This window comes from Streptomyces roseicoloratus (assembly GCF_004117935.1).
Taxonomy (GTDB): domain Bacteria; phylum Actinomycetota; class Actinomycetes; order Streptomycetales; family Streptomycetaceae; genus Streptomyces; species Streptomyces roseicoloratus.
The window spans coordinates 24,895-40,529 of sequence record NZ_SDOY01000007.1 but is presented as its reverse complement, the minus strand read 5'-3'; the positions used below and the strand labels follow the sequence as shown (position 1 = coordinate 40,529).

The window sequence follows — 15,635 nt, the reverse complement described above, 5'->3', positions numbered from 1 at the left end:
CACCTGGGCCCGCGCCGAGAGCCGACCCCGACGCGGCCCCGGAAGCCGCCCCGGCACCCGCGCCCGCCTGGGTGCCCGCTTCCGGCCCCCCGCCCACCGAGCCCGCGACGGGCGTCCCGCCCGCGACCGCCGACGGTGCCGCGCTCACGCGCAGGCCCACGCCGGGCAGGACCGGCCAGCTCCACTCCGTGGCGTAGAGGAGCGCCGCTCCGAGCCGGTCTTCCGTCGTGGGCGCCGTGCCCATCAGGTCCGACACGCCCGCCGGGCCCCCGCGCCTGCCGCGCCCGAACCGGAGCCTGCGTCGCCTTCCGAGGATCTCGCGCATGAGCGCTCGTTCCTTTCCGTTGAACGCCGAATCCACATCACACCACGTGAACGTCACCGTACGTACACATGTCTTCACCGTGCGTATCACTCGCGCCTCAGCGCATACGAGCCGCGCCCGGACTCGGCGGGCGCTCTCGGCGGGCGTTCCAGGCGGCGATCCTGCCGGAACACGTTCCCCGCCACTCGGGGTAGGGGTGCGGCCTGCGGTGATGAGGACGCTCGGGTTCCGCGTCCGTATTCAGGGGCGCGTCTCCAACTGCCCCTGCCCGTCACCGATTACGTACCCGTCACGCTCAAAATGACGCGCTTTCAAACGACGCCAGTCGACCCCAAATGGTGCACACCGGGGGTAATTTTCGGCCAACTTCCCCTAGTCTTCAACCCTCTCGCCCACATCCCACGGACACCAGAAGTCCCATGGTGACAATGCTGGACATCGATCCTCATGTGCGTGTAGATGTGGATCGATGGGTAGCGGCGCAGAATGACTTGGGGGTTTGCGATGCTATGGCATGAAACGCGCAGGTCGGAAAGCCGAGTGCGATGAGTACTCCCCGCGCGCCGAAAGTGGCCGGAATCGATTCCACTGTTCCTTCTCCCCCGCACACTGCGGCCGCGATCGGCGCGCCGCTCTCCGCGATGTCCTCCGCGGTGTCCGCGACCCCCGGAGCCTCCGGAGTCACCGGCCCCTCCGCCGGTCCGCTCCAGCCCCTCCAGGACCGCCTCGCCGGCTGGGTCTCCGACCTCACCCTGCTCCACGAGATGACGGAATCCCTGATCAGGGCCGCCTCGCTCGACGACGCGCTGCGCGAGGTGCTGCGCGCCGGCGCCGCCCTCGTCGGCGCCCGCCGCGGCATGGCCGTCCTCGAACCCGCCGACGGCCTCGGCCCTGCGCTCACCGTCGGCCTCGGCCTCGCCCACGCCGAGCTCGGCACCATCGAGACCGTGCCCCGCAGCGTCACCTCGTACGGCCGCATCCTCGACGGACTCGACCCGCTCCCCGAAGGCGCCCTGCCCCGCCCCGTCGCCATCCCCGACCTGCGCGGCGAGGAGGACCTGGACCCGCGCCACCGCGAGGTCGCCGCCCGCCTCGGCTACGCCGCCAGCTACGCCCTCCCGCTCGCCACCGAGGAGGCCGGCAAGCTCGGCGCCCTCGTCTGGCTGTACGACGAACCGGCCGAGCCCGCCGAGCGCCAGCGCCACCTCGTCGGCCTCTACGCCCGCTTCGCCACCGAGCACATCGCCCGCCTCCTGGAGGTCGAGCGCGCCCGGACCCGCGTCGCCACCGTCGCCGAGGAACTGCTGCCCAGCCGGCTGCCCCGGGTCCCCGGCGTCCAGCTCGCCGCCCGCCACCGCACCGGCCCCCACGGCGGCGGCGACTGGTACGACGCGCTGCCGCTCCCCGACGGCGCCCTCGGCCTCGCCGTCGGCTCCGTCACCGGCAGCGGGCCCAGCGCCCTCGCCGCCATGGGACGGCTGCGGGCCTCGCTCCGCGCGTACGCCGTCATGGAGGGCGAGGACCCGGTCGCCGTCCTCTCCGACCTGGAACTGCTGCTCCGCCTCACCGAGCCCGCCCGCTCGGCGACCGCGCTCTTCGCCTACTGCGAGCCGGCCGCGCGCCGGATCGTGCTGGCCGGCGCCGGTCACGCGCCGCCGCTGATCGTCGGCGAGCACCGCACCGAGTACGTGGAGACCTCGCTGTCGGCCCCGCTGGGCATGCTGTCCTGCTGGGAGGCGCCCAGCGTCGAACTGTCGCCCGCCCCCGGAGAAACGGTGCTGCTCTACACCGACGGGCTGCTCCGGCGCACCGGCGACGCCATGGACCGGGCCTTCGCCCGGCTGCACGCCGCCGCGGCGAGCGTGCCGAGGGCCGACCGGGCCGATCCGGGCGCCGTCGCCGACCACGTCCTGCGGACCGTGCTCCCCGAGGGCCTCGACACCCCCGCCGCCGACGGCGAGGACGTGGTCCTGCTGGCCGCGCGCTTCGAGTGAGTCCGCCGTACGTGAGGCTGCTCACCGCGGGCGACGGCTGACCTGCCGGTAATGGGTCTTCCGCCGCTGGGCCCCTTCCGCACGACCGTACGATGGTGATGGTTCAGAGTCGTACCACTGTCGTACCCACAAGGAGGCAGACCCGTGGCCGAGGAGCTCACGCCGGAGAACCCGGAGACCCCGGAGGATTCCGAAGAGCAGCCGATCAAGCAGCGCAAGAACGGCCTTTACCAGGGCGTCTCCGACGAGCTCGCCGAGAACATGAAGTCCGGCTGGGCCGACACCGAGCTGCACGGGCTCGAGCCGATCGCGCAGGCCTCGCGGACCGCCGCCCGGCGCGCCGCGCTCTCCGCCCGCTTCCCGGGCGAGCGCCTGGTGATCCCGGCCGGCAACCTGAAGACCCGGTCGAACGACACCGAGTACGCCTTCCGCGCCTCCACCGAGTACGCGTACCTCACCGGCGACCAGACGCAGGACGGCGTCCTCGTCCTCGAGCCGGTCAAGGACGGCCACCGGGCCACGATCTACCTGCTGCCGCGCTCGAACCGCGAGAACGGCGAGTTCTGGCTCGACGGCCAGGGCGAGCTGTGGGTCGGCCGCCGCCACTCCCTCGCCGAGGCGGAGCAGCTGCTCGGCATCCCGGCGAAGGACGTCCGCGAGCTGCCCGAGTGGCTCAAGGAGGCCACCGGCCCGGTCCGCAACGTCCGCGGCCACGACGCCGGCATCGAGTCCGCGCTCGTCGACAAGGTCACCGCCGAGCGCGACGAGGAGCTGCGGGTCTTCCTCTCCGAGGCCCGCGTCGTGAAGGACGACTTCGAGATCGCCGAGCTCCAGAAGGCCTGCGACGCGACCGCCCGCGGCTTCGAGGACGTCGTCAAGGTCCTCGACAAGGCCGAGGCGACCAGCGAGCGCTACATCGAAGGCACCTTCTTCCTGCGCGCCCGCGTGGAGGGCAACGACGTCGGCTACGGCACCATCGCCGCCGCCGGCCCGCACGCCTGCACCCTGCACTGGGTCCGCAACGACGGCCCGGTCCGCTCCGGGGACCTGCTGCTGCTCGACGCCGGTGTGGAGACCACCGAGCTCTACACCGCCGACGTCACCCGGACCCTGCCGGTCAACGGCCGGTTCACGGAGATCCAGCGCAAGATCTACGACGCCGTGTACGAGGCGCAGGAGGCCGGCATCGCCGCGGTGAAGCCGGGCGCCGCCTACCGCGACTTCCACGACGCCGCCCAGCGCGTGCTCGCCGAGAAGCTCGTCGAGTGGGGCCTCGTCGAGGGCCCGGTCGACCGTGTCCTGGAGCTCGGCCTGCAGCGCCGCTGGACCCTGCACGGCACCGGTCACATGCTCGGCATGGACGTCCACGACTGCGCCGCCGCGCGCACCGAGGCGTACGTCGACACGACCCTGGCGCCGGGCATGTGCCTGACCGTGGAGCCGGGTCTCTACTTCCAGGCCGACGACCTGACCGTGCCCGAGGAGTACCGGGGCATCGGTGTCCGGATCGAGGACGACATCCTCGTCACGGAGGACGGCAACCGGAACCTCTCGGCCGCGCTGCCGCGCCGCTCCGACGAGGTCGAGACGTGGATGGCCGGCCTGAAGGGCTGACCCCGCGCGGTCCGAAGGCCGACACCGCGCGGTCCGAAGGGCCGACCCCGCGCCGGTCCCGCCCGTGCGCGGACGTCCGCGCACCGTGCGTGCCGCGAGGCCCCCGCCGACTCCGGTCGGCGGGGGCCTTCGTCCTGCCGGTGCCGGGCTGCGTGAGGGCCTTCGTCCTGCCGGTGCCGGGCTACGTGAGGGCCAGGGGCGCGTCCGGGCGCCACTTGATGATCTTGTCGAAGCTGACCAGCGCGCCGCCGCGGCCCGTACGGCCGAAGTGGACGTGGTCGGCCAGCTCCTCGATCAGCCGGAGCCCGCGGCCGTTCTCGGCCTCGTCGGGCACCGCGGCCCAACGCCCCGCCGCGGCTCCGGCGAATCCGGGGCCCGAGTCGGCCACCTCGATGCGACAGGTCTCGCCGTCGAGATACGCGGTCACGCGGTACGCCTCCGAGACCGGACCGCCCGGCCCCGCGGCGGCACCGCCGTGTTCGACCGCGTTGGCGCAGGCCTCCGTGAGGGCCACCGACAGCTCGTAGGAGACGTCCGGATCGACCCCCGCCGTCTCCATCGTGCCGAGGAGCAGTCGCCGGGCGAGCGGGACGCTCGCGGCCTCGCGCCGCAGATGCAGGGACCACCAGATGCTCATGCTCCAGCCTCCTGGCTGCGGCTCGACATGCTGCGGCACGACATACCGATACGTATTGCCGTGCCGCGTGGTCCATAAGCCCCCACCGCCCGCAACAGCCCCCGTTCGGCGGATGCGCGATCCCCGACGCCGGTGTATGTCGGAGGGTGACATCCCCCTGACGGTTCGGGGCATGTCGGCCGGAAGGAGGCCAAGGGCGACCTTCCGGACCTGCCGTATGGGAGGTGCGCGGCTGGTGCGATGATGGGCCCGCCATGTCTGCCCCGCTCGCGCCACGCCTGCTGAGGGCCGCGGTGTTCACCGCGGTCTGCGTCGTGCTGTCCGCCCTCGGCCACGCGCTGGCCGCCTGCGCGGGGATCGCGGCGTGGTCGGTGGTCGCCGGCTTCCTCGGCGTCTTCGGCGTCACGGTGCTGTTCGCCGGGCGCGAGCGCTCGCTGCCCGCGATCGTCGCCGCGCTGACGGTCGGACAGGTCGGCCTGCACACCCTGTTCGGGCTCGGGCGGCGCCCGGCCGCCGGGCCGCCGCAGGGCGACGACACCCTGATCCGGCTCGCCGCCAAACTGGTCTGCGGCGGAACCGCCGCGCTGAACCCGGCCGACGCGGCCCGGATCGTCCGCGAGGCCGGGCTGGCGCCGGCGGCCGCGGGCGCGGCCGGCACCACCGCGGGATCCGGCGTGCACGACCACCTCGCCGCCGGCACCGCCGGTCCGGCGGGTGCGACGGACGCGGTGACCGCGACCGCCCGCGCCGCCGAACTGGTGCCGAGCCTGCCGATGCTGCTCGGCCACCTGCTGGCCGCGCTCGCGACCGGCTGGCTGCTGCGCCGGGGCGACCTCGCCCTCGGCCGGCTCGTGACGCTGTCCGCGCAGGGTGCCGTCGAGCTCGCCGAGTGCGCGCTCGTCCGCTCGCTGCGCGCCGCGCTCTCGCTCGTACGGAACCTGCTCGCCGGCCTGCCGGGCGCTCCGGCCACCGGGCCGCACGGGCCCGCCCGTACCGCTTCCGACTCCTCGCCACCGCCGGTGGCCGAGGCACTTCAGCACACGGTGATCAGGCGCGGCCCTCCGGCCGCCTCCCGCTGCGTCCTCGCAGCCTGACGCGGAGCGCTCTCCCGGGGCGGCTCCGCGCCGTCCACGCCTGCCCGCCCCCCGCCGACCCCGTCGTCCGGCCGTCTTCCGACGCCCGGTCGCCGACGTCCGGCGTCCGTCGCCCGAAAGGCCGGCGCCCGTCGGCGTCGCGCGCGGCGCATGCGCGTGGACCGCTCGTACCTGTCTCGCGGATGTCTTCCGCATCGCCTCTCCGAGCTGGAGTGTCTTCTGTCATGAGCGTTTCCCGTACGCACCTGCCCCGTACGCACCTGTCGCGTGCCGCCCTCGCCGGTGGCGTCGCCGTCTCCTCCGTGCTGCTGCTCTCCGGCACCGCCTTCGCGCACGTGGGCGTGCAGCCGCAGGGCGAGGCCGCGAAGGGCGGCTACGCCACCGTCAACGTGAAGGTGCCCAACGAGCGCGACAACGCCTCCACCGTCAAGGTCGAGGTGAACTTCCCGACCGACCACCCGCTGGCCTCCGTCATGCCGCAGCCCGTGCCCGGCTGGAAGGTCGAGGTGACCAGGGCGAAGCTCGCCAAGCCGCTGGAGCTGCACGGCAAGAAGATCAACGAGGCCGTCGCCAAGGTCACCTGGACCGCCGACGGCGCGAAGATCGGCCCCGGCCAGTTCCAGCAGTTCCCGCTCTCCCTCGGCCGGCTGCCCGAGGACACCGACCGGCTCGTGCTCAAGGCGATCCAGACCTACGACAACAACGAGGTCGTGCGCTGGATCGAGGAGCCCAAGGACGGCGCGGCCGACCCCGAGAACCCGGCGCCCGTCCTGAAGCTGTCCGCCCCGTCCGCCGACCACCACGGCGGCGGCGCCGCGCCCGCCGACGGCAAGACCACGGACCAGGCCGCCGGCGACAAGGCCGACCACGACGACAAGGGCGACGCGCACGAGGAGGCCGCGAGCGCGACCGACACGGCGGCCCGGGTGCTGGGAGTGATCGGCATCCTCGTGGGTGCCGCCGGAGTCGCCTTCGGCGTCCTGGCAGGACGCCGCCGCTCGGCCTGACCGCCGTCCCCCTCACCGAAAGACACACCATGTCCGACGACAAGACAGTTGTTCAGAGCTCCGTCGCCGAGGGCGGGAAGGACGGCGGCCGCCCCGGCCGCCGGGCCCCGCTGATCATCGCGACGGCGGCGATCGTCGCCGCGATCGGAGTCACGGCCGCGGTCGGCCTCGGCAGCCCGGCCGGCGACACGCCCGGCGCGGCGAGCCCCGCCGTCGCCGAGGTCTCCGGCGGCAGCGACAACACCAAGGCCGCCACCGTCCTCGACCGGCCCTTCGCCAAGCCCGACCTGGTCCTCACCGACACCAAGGGCCGGACGTTCGACCTGCGCGAGCAGACCAAGGGCAAGCCGACCCTCCTCTACTTCGGCTACACGCACTGCCCGGACGTCTGCCCGCTGACGATGAGCAACATCGCCATCGCCCGCAAGCAGCTCCCCCAGGCCGACCAGGACAAGCTCCAGGTCGTCTTCGTCACCACCGACCCGGAGCGGGACACCGCCGCCGAGCTCGGCAAGTGGCTGCCGGCGGCCGGTGATCCCAGCTTCACCGGCCTCACCGGCGACTTCTCGGTCATCCAGGCCGGTGCCCGTTCCATCGGCATCGGCATCGACCCGCCGAAGAAGGAGAAGGACGGCTCGGTCGTCTCCATGCACGGCGCCCAGGTGATCGCGTTCTCGCCGACCACCGACCAGGGCTACGTGCTGTACGGCGAGGACACCACCGCCGACCAGTACGCCGCCGACCTGCCGAAGCTCATCAAGGGGGAGAACCCGTGAACCGCCGCACCACCGTCCTGTCCGCCGCCGTCGCCCTCGCCGCCGCGCTCGCCCTGACCGGCTGTGGGTCCGGCTCGGACGAGCCCCGGCTCACGGTGAACGGCGCCTTCATGCCGCAGCCCGTGAACGACATGGCGGGCGGCTTCCTCACCATCAGCAACAGCGGTGCGGAAGCCGACAAGCTCACCTCCGTCACCAGCGGCATCTCGGACGACGTCCAGATCCACGAGGTGAAGGACCAGAAGATGCAGAAGGTGGCGTCCTTCGACGTCCCGGCCAACGGCGAGCTGAAGCTCGAACGCGGCGGCAACCACCTCATGTTCATGAACCTGAAGAAGCAGCCCAAGCAGGGCGAGAAGGTCACCGTCGAGCTGCACTTCGAGAAGGCCGGCGTGCTGAAGGTCGACCTTCCCGTCGAGGCGCCCAACCACAACCCGAAGCAGCACTGAGCTCGCCCGAGGGAGTGACAGGAACCGTGACAACCACCGCCCCGCGCCTCGGGCCCGCCCTCACCAGGCTGCTGCTCGTCGCCGCCGCGCTGCTGGGCGCCCTGCTCGCCACCGCGGGCCCCGCGTCCGCGCACGCGGCGCTGACCGGCAGCGACCCGCAGGACGGGGCGGTGGTCGCCACCGCCCCCAAGGAGGTCAACCTGACCTTCTCGGAACAGGTCGCCATGAGCGACGACTCCATCCGGGTCCTCGACCCCGCGGGCAAACGGGTCGACACCGGAGAGATCCGCGACCTGTGCAGCGGCTCCGTCATCCGCTACGGAGTCGCGCTGCTGCCCGGACTGCCCGACGGCACCTACACCGTCGCCTGGCAGACCGTCTCCGCCGACAGCCACCCCGTCGCCGGCGCCTTCACCTTCTCCGTCGGCGCCCCGTCCACCACCTCCGTCGCCCTGCCCGACACCGCCGTCGGCGGCGGACTCGTCGGCACGCTGTACGGCATCGCGCGCTACCTCGCGTACGCCGGCTTCGTCGTCCTCATCGGCGGCGGCGTCTTCGTGCTGGCCTGCTGGCCGCGCGGCGCCTCGGTGCGGTCGGTGCAGCGGCTCGTCGTCCGCGGCTGGCTCACGCTGACCGCGGCCACCCTGGCGCTGCTGCTGCTCCGTCACCCGTACACCAGGACCGGAAACCTGGGCGACGTCTTCGACCTCGGCGGGCTGCGGGCCGTCCTGGAGACCAAGACCGGCGCCGCGCTCTCCTCGCGGCTGCTGCTGCTCGGCGCGGCGGCGCTCTTCGTCGCCGTCCTCTTCGGCGCGTACGCCCGGCGGACCGACGAGAAGGAGCACAAGGACCTCACCTTCGGCCTCGCCATCGGCGGCGGTGTCGTCGCGGCCGGGATCGCCGGCACCTGGGCGTTCGCCGAGCACGCCTCGACCGGCATCCAGCCGGGCATCGCCATGCCGGTCGACATCCTGCACCTGCTGGCCGTGGCCGCCTGGCTCGGCGGGCTCACCGCGCTGCTCGTCGCACTCCACCGCGACCCGTCGGTCGAACGCCGGGCCGTGGAGCGCTACTCGAACCTCGCCTTCGGCTCGGTCGTCGTCCTCGCGGCCACCGGCGTCTACCAGTCCTGGCGGCAGGTCGGCACCTGGTCCGCGCTGACGGACACCCGCTACGGACAGCTGCTCCTGGTCAAGGTCTGCCTCGTCGCCGTCCTCGTGGGCATCGGCTGGGTCTCGCGGCGGTGGGTGCGCCGGCTCGCGGAGCGGCCGGCGAAGGACGGGACCGGCGACGCCGAGGCGGAGGCCGAGGCCAAGGCGGAGACCGAGGCCGAGATGAAGGCGGAGGTGGAAACCGGCACGGGCGATGTTCCGGAAGATGCCGCGGACGAGCCGTCCGAGGCCGGGGCCGCCGGCACCGAGCGGGCCGCGCAGCTCGCGCGGCAGCGGGCCGCCGTCGCCACCGCCGCCCGGAAGAAGGCACGGGACGCCGATCCCGAACGGGCCGGGCTGCGCCGTTCGGTACTCACCGAGGCCGCCGTCGCCGTCGTCCTGCTCGCCGTGACGACCGTGCTGACCTCGACCGAGCCCGCCCGTACCGAGGAGGAGGCCGGCCAGGGCGGGAGCACCGCCGGCGCGACCGCCGTGCCGAACCGGCCCATCGACGTACGACTGCCCTTCGACACGGGCGGTGTCGACGGCAAGGGCACCGTGCAGCTCACCCTCGACCCCGGCCGCACCGGAGCCAACGCCCTGCACATCTACGTGCTGCGCCCCAACGGGCGCGGGCTCGACGTCCCCGAGGTGAAGGTCGCCTTCACCCTCAAGGAGAAGGACATCGGCCCGCTGCCGGTGCTGCCCGACCGCATCCAGACCGGACACTGGACGGCGACCGGCGTCCAGCTGCCGATGCCGGGCGAATGGCTCCTGCAGGTGACCGTCCGCACCTCCGAGATCGACCAGACCACCATCGAGAAGAACGTGAAGATCGGCTGACCGTGAGCAAGCCCGTGAACGCATCAGTACGCACGTCGGGAGACGAGTCCGAAGGCACGCCCGCGGGCCCCGCGGGCGGCGACGGCATCGACATCTCCCGGCGCCGGCTCCTCGGCACCGTCGGGGCGGCGGGCGCGACCGGTCTGGTGATCGGCGCGGCCGGTGGCATCGGGATCGCCGCCGTCGGGGAGGACCCGGACCCGGCCGGCTCGCCCGCCCTCACGACGGTCGGTTCGACCGAGGTGATGTTTCACGGGAAACATCAAGCGGGGATCACCACTCCGCTTCAGTCCCGGGGCCACCTCGTCGCCTTCGACCTCGCCCCCGGCGCGGGCCGCAAGGAGGCCGCCGCTCTGCTGCGCCGCTGGTCGGCCACGGCGAAGGCCCTGATGGCGGGCAGGCCGGCGACCACCGGCACGGACACCGGCATCGCGCTCGACGCCGGTCCCTCGTCCCTGACGGTGACCTTCGGCTTCGGCCGCACCTTCTTCGACCGGACCGGCCTCACCGCCCGCCGCCCGGCGCAGCTCGACCCGCTGCCGGCCTTCTCCTCCGACGTCCTCGACCCCAAGCGCTCGGAGGGCGATCTGTGGGTGCAGATCGGCGCGGACGACGCGCTCGTCGCCTTCCACGCGCTGCGCACGCTCCAGAAGGACGCGGGCGACGCGGCCCGGGTGCGCTGGCAGATGAACGGCTTCAACCGCTCGGCCGGTGCCACCGCCCGTCCGATGACGGCCCGGAACCTCATGGGCCAGATCGACGGCACGGGCAATCCCAGGCCCACTGACCCCGACTTCGACCGCCGGATCTTCGTCCCGCAGGGCGCGTCCGGCGCCCAGGAATGGATGGCGGGCGGCTCGTACGCGGTCTTCCGGCGGATCCGGATGCTGCTCGACGACTGGGAGAAGCTGCCGCTGGACAAGCAGGAGAAGGTGATCGGGCGGCGCAAGTCGGACGGCGCGCCGCTGACCGGCGGGACGGAGACGACCGAGCCCGACCTCCACAAGATCGGGCCGGACGGCAGGGTCGTCATCCCCGACAACGCCCATGCGCGGATCTCCGCCCCCGAACAGAACGGCGGGGCGGCGATGCTGCGGCGGCCGTTCTCCTTCCACGACGGGATCGCCGCGGACGGGACCCCGGACGCCGGACTCCTCTTCATCTGCTGGCAGGCGGATCCGCTGCGCGGCTTCGTGCCGGTGCAGCGGAAGCTCGACCGGGGTGACGCGCTGTCCCCGTTCCTGCGGCACGAGGCGAGCGGCCTGTTCGCGGTGCCGGGCGGCCCGGCGGAGGGCGAGTACGTGGGACAGCGGCTGCTGGAGGGCTGAGCCCCGGGGGCCCGGGTCCGCGGCGCGGGCGGGGGGCGGCGCGGGCCGGGGGGCGGCGCGGGCCGGGGCCGGGCCCCTTGGGCCGTACGCCGGGACGGGGGCCCTTCCGGGGCGCGGGGCCGTTAGGGTGACCGTATGTCCGCCACCCGGTATACGTATCTCGGTCCCGAAGGCACGTTCACGGAGGCCGCGCTGCGTACGCTGCCCGAGGCCGCGACCCGCGAGCTCGTCCCGATGGTCTCGGTCCCGGCCGCGCTGGACGCCGTGCGCAACGGCGAGGCGGCGGCGGCGCTGGTGCCGATCGAGAACTCGGTCGAGGGCGGGGTGACCGCGACCCTCGACGAGCTGGCCTCCGGCGAGCCGCTGATGATCTACCGCGAGGTGCTGCTGCCGATCACCTTCGCCCTGCTCGTACGGCCCGGGACGAAGCTGTCGGAGATCAAGACGGTCACGGGGCACCCGGTGGCCCAGCCGCAGGTGCGCAACTGGCTGCGGGACAACCTGCCCGACGCGCTGTGGGAGTCGGCCGCGTCCAACGCGGACGGGGCCCGGCTGGTCCAGGAGGGCCGGTTCGACGCGGCCTTCGCGGGCGAGTTCGCGGCGGCGACGTACGGCCTGGAGGCCCTGGTCACCGAGATCCACGACGCGGCGAACGCGGAGACGCGCTTCGTGCTCGTGGGCCGGCCGGCCCGGCCGGCGGCGCCGACGGGCGCGGACAAGACCTCGGTCGTGCTGTGGCTGGGCGAGGACCACCCGGGCGCCCTGCTGGAACTCCTCCAGGAATTCGCGGTGCGCGGCGTGAACCTGATGCTGATCCAGTCGCGCCCCACCGGTGCGGGAATCGGCAACTACTGCTTCGCCGTCGACGCGGAGGGCCACATCTCCGACCGGCGGGTCGGCGAGGCCCTGATGGGGCTGAAGCGCATCTGCCCGAACGTGCGCTTCCTCGGTTCGTATCCGCGGGCGGGCGTCTCCCGGGAGGACGTACGGCCGCTGCGGCGCGGGACCTCGGACGTGGAGTTCATGGACGCCTCGGACTGGCTGGCGCGCGTCCAGGACGGCCGGGCCTGATTCCGTCCGAGCGCGGGATTCCGAACCGGGCCTGATTCCGGCCGAGCGCCGGATTCCCGCCGAGCGCCTGATTCCGAGCCGGGCCTGACCCTCACCGGTCGTCCGGGGACTTACCCACAGAGTTATCCACAGGTGCGGGCCTTGACCTGGGGACAAGTCGACAAGGCGGGTCGCCGCGGTCGACAAATCCGCTCCGGCCGTGCGTCACCCCAGCTCCGGGACCCCACTCTTCAGGGTGGGCAATTCCCACTCGAAGGAGTGGGAAAAGGGGAGCGCTCTCCATGGTCCACAGATCTTTCGCACAGCCTGTGGATAACTCACCCTCGCGGTGCATTGCTGTGGAGAACTTCTCCGGAAGCCTCTCAGGGAAATTCGGGAATACAAAGCAATTCGGGCAAAGCTAGACGCATTGCCCTATCGGGTGGGGGCGCCCGGGGCGGCACCGGTAGCCTGGGGGGGTGATTGACCTTCGCCTGCTCCGTGAGGACCCCGACCGTGTTCGCGCCTCCCAGCGCGCCCGTGGAGAGGACGTCGGCCTCGTCGACGCCCTGCTCTCCGCCGATGAGCGGCGCAGGTCGTCCGGCGTCCGCTTCGACGAACTCCGCTCCGAGCAGAAGGCGCTCGGCAAGCTGATCCCCAAGGCCACCCCCGAGGAGCGCGCCGCGCTCCTGCAGAAGGCCGAGCAGCTCAAGACCGACGTCAAGGCCGCCGAGGCCGAGCAGAACGAGGCCGACGAGACGGCCCGCGCACTGCTGCTCCAGCTGGGCAACATCGTCCACCCGGACGTTCCGGTCGGCGGCGAGGAGGACTTCGTCGTCCTCGAGACGCACGGCACCATCCGCGACTTCGCCGCCGAGGGCTTCGAGCCCAAGGACCACCTGGAGCTCGGCGAGGCGCTCGGCGCCATCGACGTCGAACGCGGCGCCAAGGTCTCCGGATCGCGCTTCTACTACCTGACCGGCGTCGGCGCGCTCCTCGAGCTCGCCCTCGTCAACGCGGCGATCGCCCAGGCCACCGAGGCCGGCTTCATCCCCATGCTCACGCCCGCGCTGGTCCGCCCGCGCGCCATGGAGGGCACCGGCTTCCTCGGCCAGGCCGCCGAGAACGTCTACCACCTGGAGAAGGACGACTTCTACCTGGTCGGCACCTCCGAGGTCCCGCTCGCCGCGTACCACATGGACGAGATCATCGAGGCCGACAAGCTGCCGCTGCGGTACGCCGGCTTCTCGCCGTGCTTCCGCCGCGAGGCCGGCACGTACGGCAAGGACACCCGCGGCATCTTCCGCGTCCACCAGTTCGACAAGGTCGAGATGTTCTCGTACGTCGCCCCGGAGGACGCCGAGGCCGAGCACAAGCGGCTCCTCGACTGGGAGAAGCAGTGGCTGAACTCCCTGGAGCTGCCGTTCCAGGTGATCGACGTCGCCACCGGCGACCTGGGCGCCTCCGCCTCCCGCAAGTTCGACTGCGAGGCCTGGATCCCGACCCAGGGCAAGTACCGCGAGCTGACCTCCGCCTCCAACTGCGACGGCTTCCAGGCCCGCCGCCTCTCCGTCCGCATGCGCGACGACAAGGAGGGCCGGAAGACCGTGCAGCCGCTGGCCACCCTGAACGGCACGCTGTGCGCCGTACCGCGCACCATCGTGGCGATCCTGGAGAACCACCAGCTGGCCGACGGTTCGGTCCGCGTCCCCGAGGTGCTGCGCCCCTACCTCGGCGGCCGTGAGGTCCTGGAGCCGATCTCCAAGTGAGCGCCTTCCCCTACCGCCTGGTGGCGACCGACCTCGACGGCACCCTGCTCAGGGCCGACGAGTCCGTCTCGGCCCGGACCCGCGCCGCGCTCGCCGCGGCCACCGAGGCCGGGGCGGCGCACATCGTCGTGACCGGGCGGGCCGTGCCCTGGACCCGTCACATCCTCGACGACCTCGGCTACGAGGGGATTGCGGTGTGCGGGCAGGGCGCGCAGGTCTACCACGCCGGTGAGCACCGGCTGCTGACCTCGCTGACCCTCGACCGGCAGCTGGCCGGCCTGGCGCTCTCCAAGATCGAGGCGGAGGTCGGGCCGCTGGCGCTGGCCGCCAGCCGCGACGGCCTGGAGGGCGAGGTCCTCATCGGACCCGGCTACCGGGTCCAGGAGGGCCCGCTGCCGTACGTGCCGTACGAGGACCCGGCCGAGCTGTGGTCGGCGCCGCTCACCAAGCTCTACGTGCAGCACCCGACGCTGGGCGACGACGAGCTGACCCGGATCGCCAAGGAGACCATCGGCGGGCTCGTCGACGTCGTCATGGCCGGTCCGGGCATCGTGGAGATCGTGCCGCTCGGCCTCAGCAAGGCGACCGGTCTGTCGCTGGCCGCGCGGCGGCTCGGCGTGAAGGCGAAGGAGACGATCGCCTTCGGCGACATGCCCAACGACATCCCGATGTTCGGCTGGGCGGCCCGGGGCGTGGCCATGGCCAACGCCCACGGGGAGCTGAAGGCGGTGGCGGACGAGGTGACCGCCTCGAACGAGGAGGACGGCATCGCCGTCGTCCTGGAGCGCCTGCTGGACGCGTAGCGGTTCCGGTACGGAAAGCGGGGCGGCCCGCGCGGTTCGCCTCCGCGCGCTCGAAGCGGCCGCCCCGTTCCGTACCGTCAGTGTGCGCTCGGCCGCGGTCTGCCGACCACCGGTTTATCGCGCGTGAGCGGCCAGAACGCCAGCCCGATCGCGAGCGAGATCGCGTGTCCGAGGTCCGTGTACGTGCGGTCGGTGACCAGCGGCACGGCGAAGAAGGCGACCGCGCCGGCGAGGTAGAACCAGCGCCACGGGCGCGGCAGCCGGTAGGTGAGGATGCCGACCGAGGCGGCGAGGCCGTAGCTCACCCCGATGTCCACGACGTGCGCCATGCTGCGCGGCACGTCGTGGTCCCGGATCGCCTCGAGGACCGCCTTCTGACTGATGAGCGTGGCCGCGACATGCGCCGTGGCGACGACGACCAGCCATTTCACGGTGCCGAGCCGGCGTTCGACCGGCGCGTGGAAGACCTCGAAGAGAACCGCGTAGAAAGGCAGGCTCGCCGGATTCCGGATCCAGAATCCGCTGCCGATCAGGGCGCGCATCGGGTGCCGGGAGAGCTCGTACAGATTGCTGCTGTTGCGGTGCAGCAGATAGTGCTCGACGCCTTCCGGGGAAAGCGCGATGACCAGACTGGTGATCGCGATGACGAGCAGCCAGAGATGCGTGCCGGGTGACGAACACACCCACGACCTGATCGGCCGGGACGGTTCGCCACCCGGAACACCCTGCGCGTACGAGGAGGTTTTGCTCGGCACATATCCGTGCCTATCACCCAGGACCGGGTGATATCAGGGA

At 72.6% G+C, this 15,635-nt stretch carries 13 protein-coding genes; 11 read left to right on the top strand and 2 right to left on the bottom strand.

Annotated elements, in window-relative coordinates; all coding sequences use genetic code 11:
• The first annotated feature begins 870 nt into the window (after window positions 1-870).
• Together ESG85_RS00570 and ESG85_RS00565 are read left to right on the top strand one after the other, a co-directional pair.
• Window positions 871-2,319, top strand: coding sequence for a PP2C family protein-serine/threonine phosphatase (locus tag ESG85_RS00570; protein WP_128976010.1), 1,449 nt, complete (start codon window positions 871-873; stop codon window positions 2,317-2,319).
• A 144-nt stretch (window positions 2,320-2,463) separates the two neighbouring features.
• Complete coding sequence (locus ESG85_RS00565; RefSeq protein WP_128976009.1) at window positions 2,464-3,933, top strand: aminopeptidase P family protein; 1,470 nt, start codon at window positions 2,464-2,466, stop codon at window positions 3,931-3,933.
• A gap of 181 nt (window positions 3,934-4,114) precedes the next feature.
• On the opposite strand, the gene ESG85_RS00560 is transcribed toward ESG85_RS00565, so the two are convergent.
• Window positions 4,115-4,570 carry an ATP-binding protein gene (locus ESG85_RS00560; protein ID WP_128976008.1) on the bottom strand — a complete coding sequence of 152 codons (456 nt, stop codon included), beginning with the start codon at window positions 4,568-4,570 and terminating at the stop codon, window positions 4,115-4,117.
• 254 nt (window positions 4,571-4,824) lie between these two features.
• Here ESG85_RS00560 and ESG85_RS00555 point away from each other — a divergent pair, with 254 nt between their 5' ends.
• From ESG85_RS00555 to ESG85_RS00515, 9 genes are all read left to right on the top strand, one after another.
• Entirely contained in the window at window positions 4,825-5,664 is an 840-nt protein-coding gene (locus tag ESG85_RS00555; RefSeq protein ID WP_128976007.1) for a hypothetical protein, read from the top strand.
• A 224-nt stretch (window positions 5,665-5,888) separates the two neighbouring features.
• Entirely contained in the window at window positions 5,889-6,671 is a 783-nt protein-coding gene (locus ESG85_RS00550; protein WP_128976006.1) for a YcnI family copper-binding membrane protein, read from the top strand.
• A 29-nt stretch (window positions 6,672-6,700) separates the two neighbouring features.
• Window positions 6,701-7,447: an SCO family protein gene (locus ESG85_RS00545; protein WP_128976005.1), complete on the top strand. Its 747-nt coding sequence runs from the start codon at window positions 6,701-6,703 to the stop codon at window positions 7,445-7,447.
• The gene (locus ESG85_RS00540; RefSeq protein ID WP_128976004.1) at window positions 7,444-7,896 is read left to right on the top strand and encodes a copper chaperone PCu(A)C; all 453 of its coding nucleotides are present in this window, start codon (window positions 7,444-7,446) and stop codon (window positions 7,894-7,896) included. Before ESG85_RS00545 ends, ESG85_RS00540 begins: the two co-directional genes overlap by 4 nt.
• Before the next feature lie 26 nt (window positions 7,897-7,922).
• Window positions 7,923-9,890, top strand: coding sequence for a copper resistance CopC/CopD family protein (locus ESG85_RS00535; protein WP_128976003.1), 1,968 nt, complete (start codon window positions 7,923-7,925; stop codon window positions 9,888-9,890).
• A 2-nt stretch (window positions 9,891-9,892) separates the two neighbouring features.
• A complete protein-coding gene (gene efeB, locus ESG85_RS00530) occupies window positions 9,893-11,218 on the top strand; it encodes an iron uptake transporter deferrochelatase/peroxidase subunit (RefSeq protein ID WP_246094740.1) in 1,326 nt (441 codons plus the stop codon).
• Window positions 11,219-11,353: 135 nt separating this feature from the next.
• Entirely contained in the window at window positions 11,354-12,289 is a 936-nt protein-coding gene (gene pheA, locus ESG85_RS00525) for a prephenate dehydratase (RefSeq protein ID WP_128976001.1), read from the top strand.
• Between the two features lie 458 nt (window positions 12,290-12,747).
• On the top strand, window positions 12,748-14,037 hold the full coding sequence (gene serS / locus ESG85_RS00520) for a serine--tRNA ligase (protein WP_128976000.1): 1,290 nt from the start codon (window positions 12,748-12,750) through the stop codon (window positions 14,035-14,037).
• Window positions 14,034-14,840 (top strand): HAD family hydrolase, encoded by an 807-nt coding sequence (locus ESG85_RS00515; protein ID WP_128975999.1) that lies wholly within the window; start codon window positions 14,034-14,036, stop codon window positions 14,838-14,840. Before serS ends, ESG85_RS00515 begins: the two co-directional genes overlap by 4 nt.
• Before the next feature lie 77 nt (window positions 14,841-14,917).
• Here the strand turns inward: ESG85_RS00515 and ESG85_RS00510 are convergent, their stop codons facing one another.
• Window positions 14,918-15,523, bottom strand: coding sequence for a rhomboid-like protein (locus tag ESG85_RS00510; RefSeq protein ID WP_342781107.1), 606 nt, complete (start codon window positions 15,521-15,523; stop codon window positions 14,918-14,920).
• Between the last annotated feature and the right edge of the window lie 112 nt (window positions 15,524-15,635).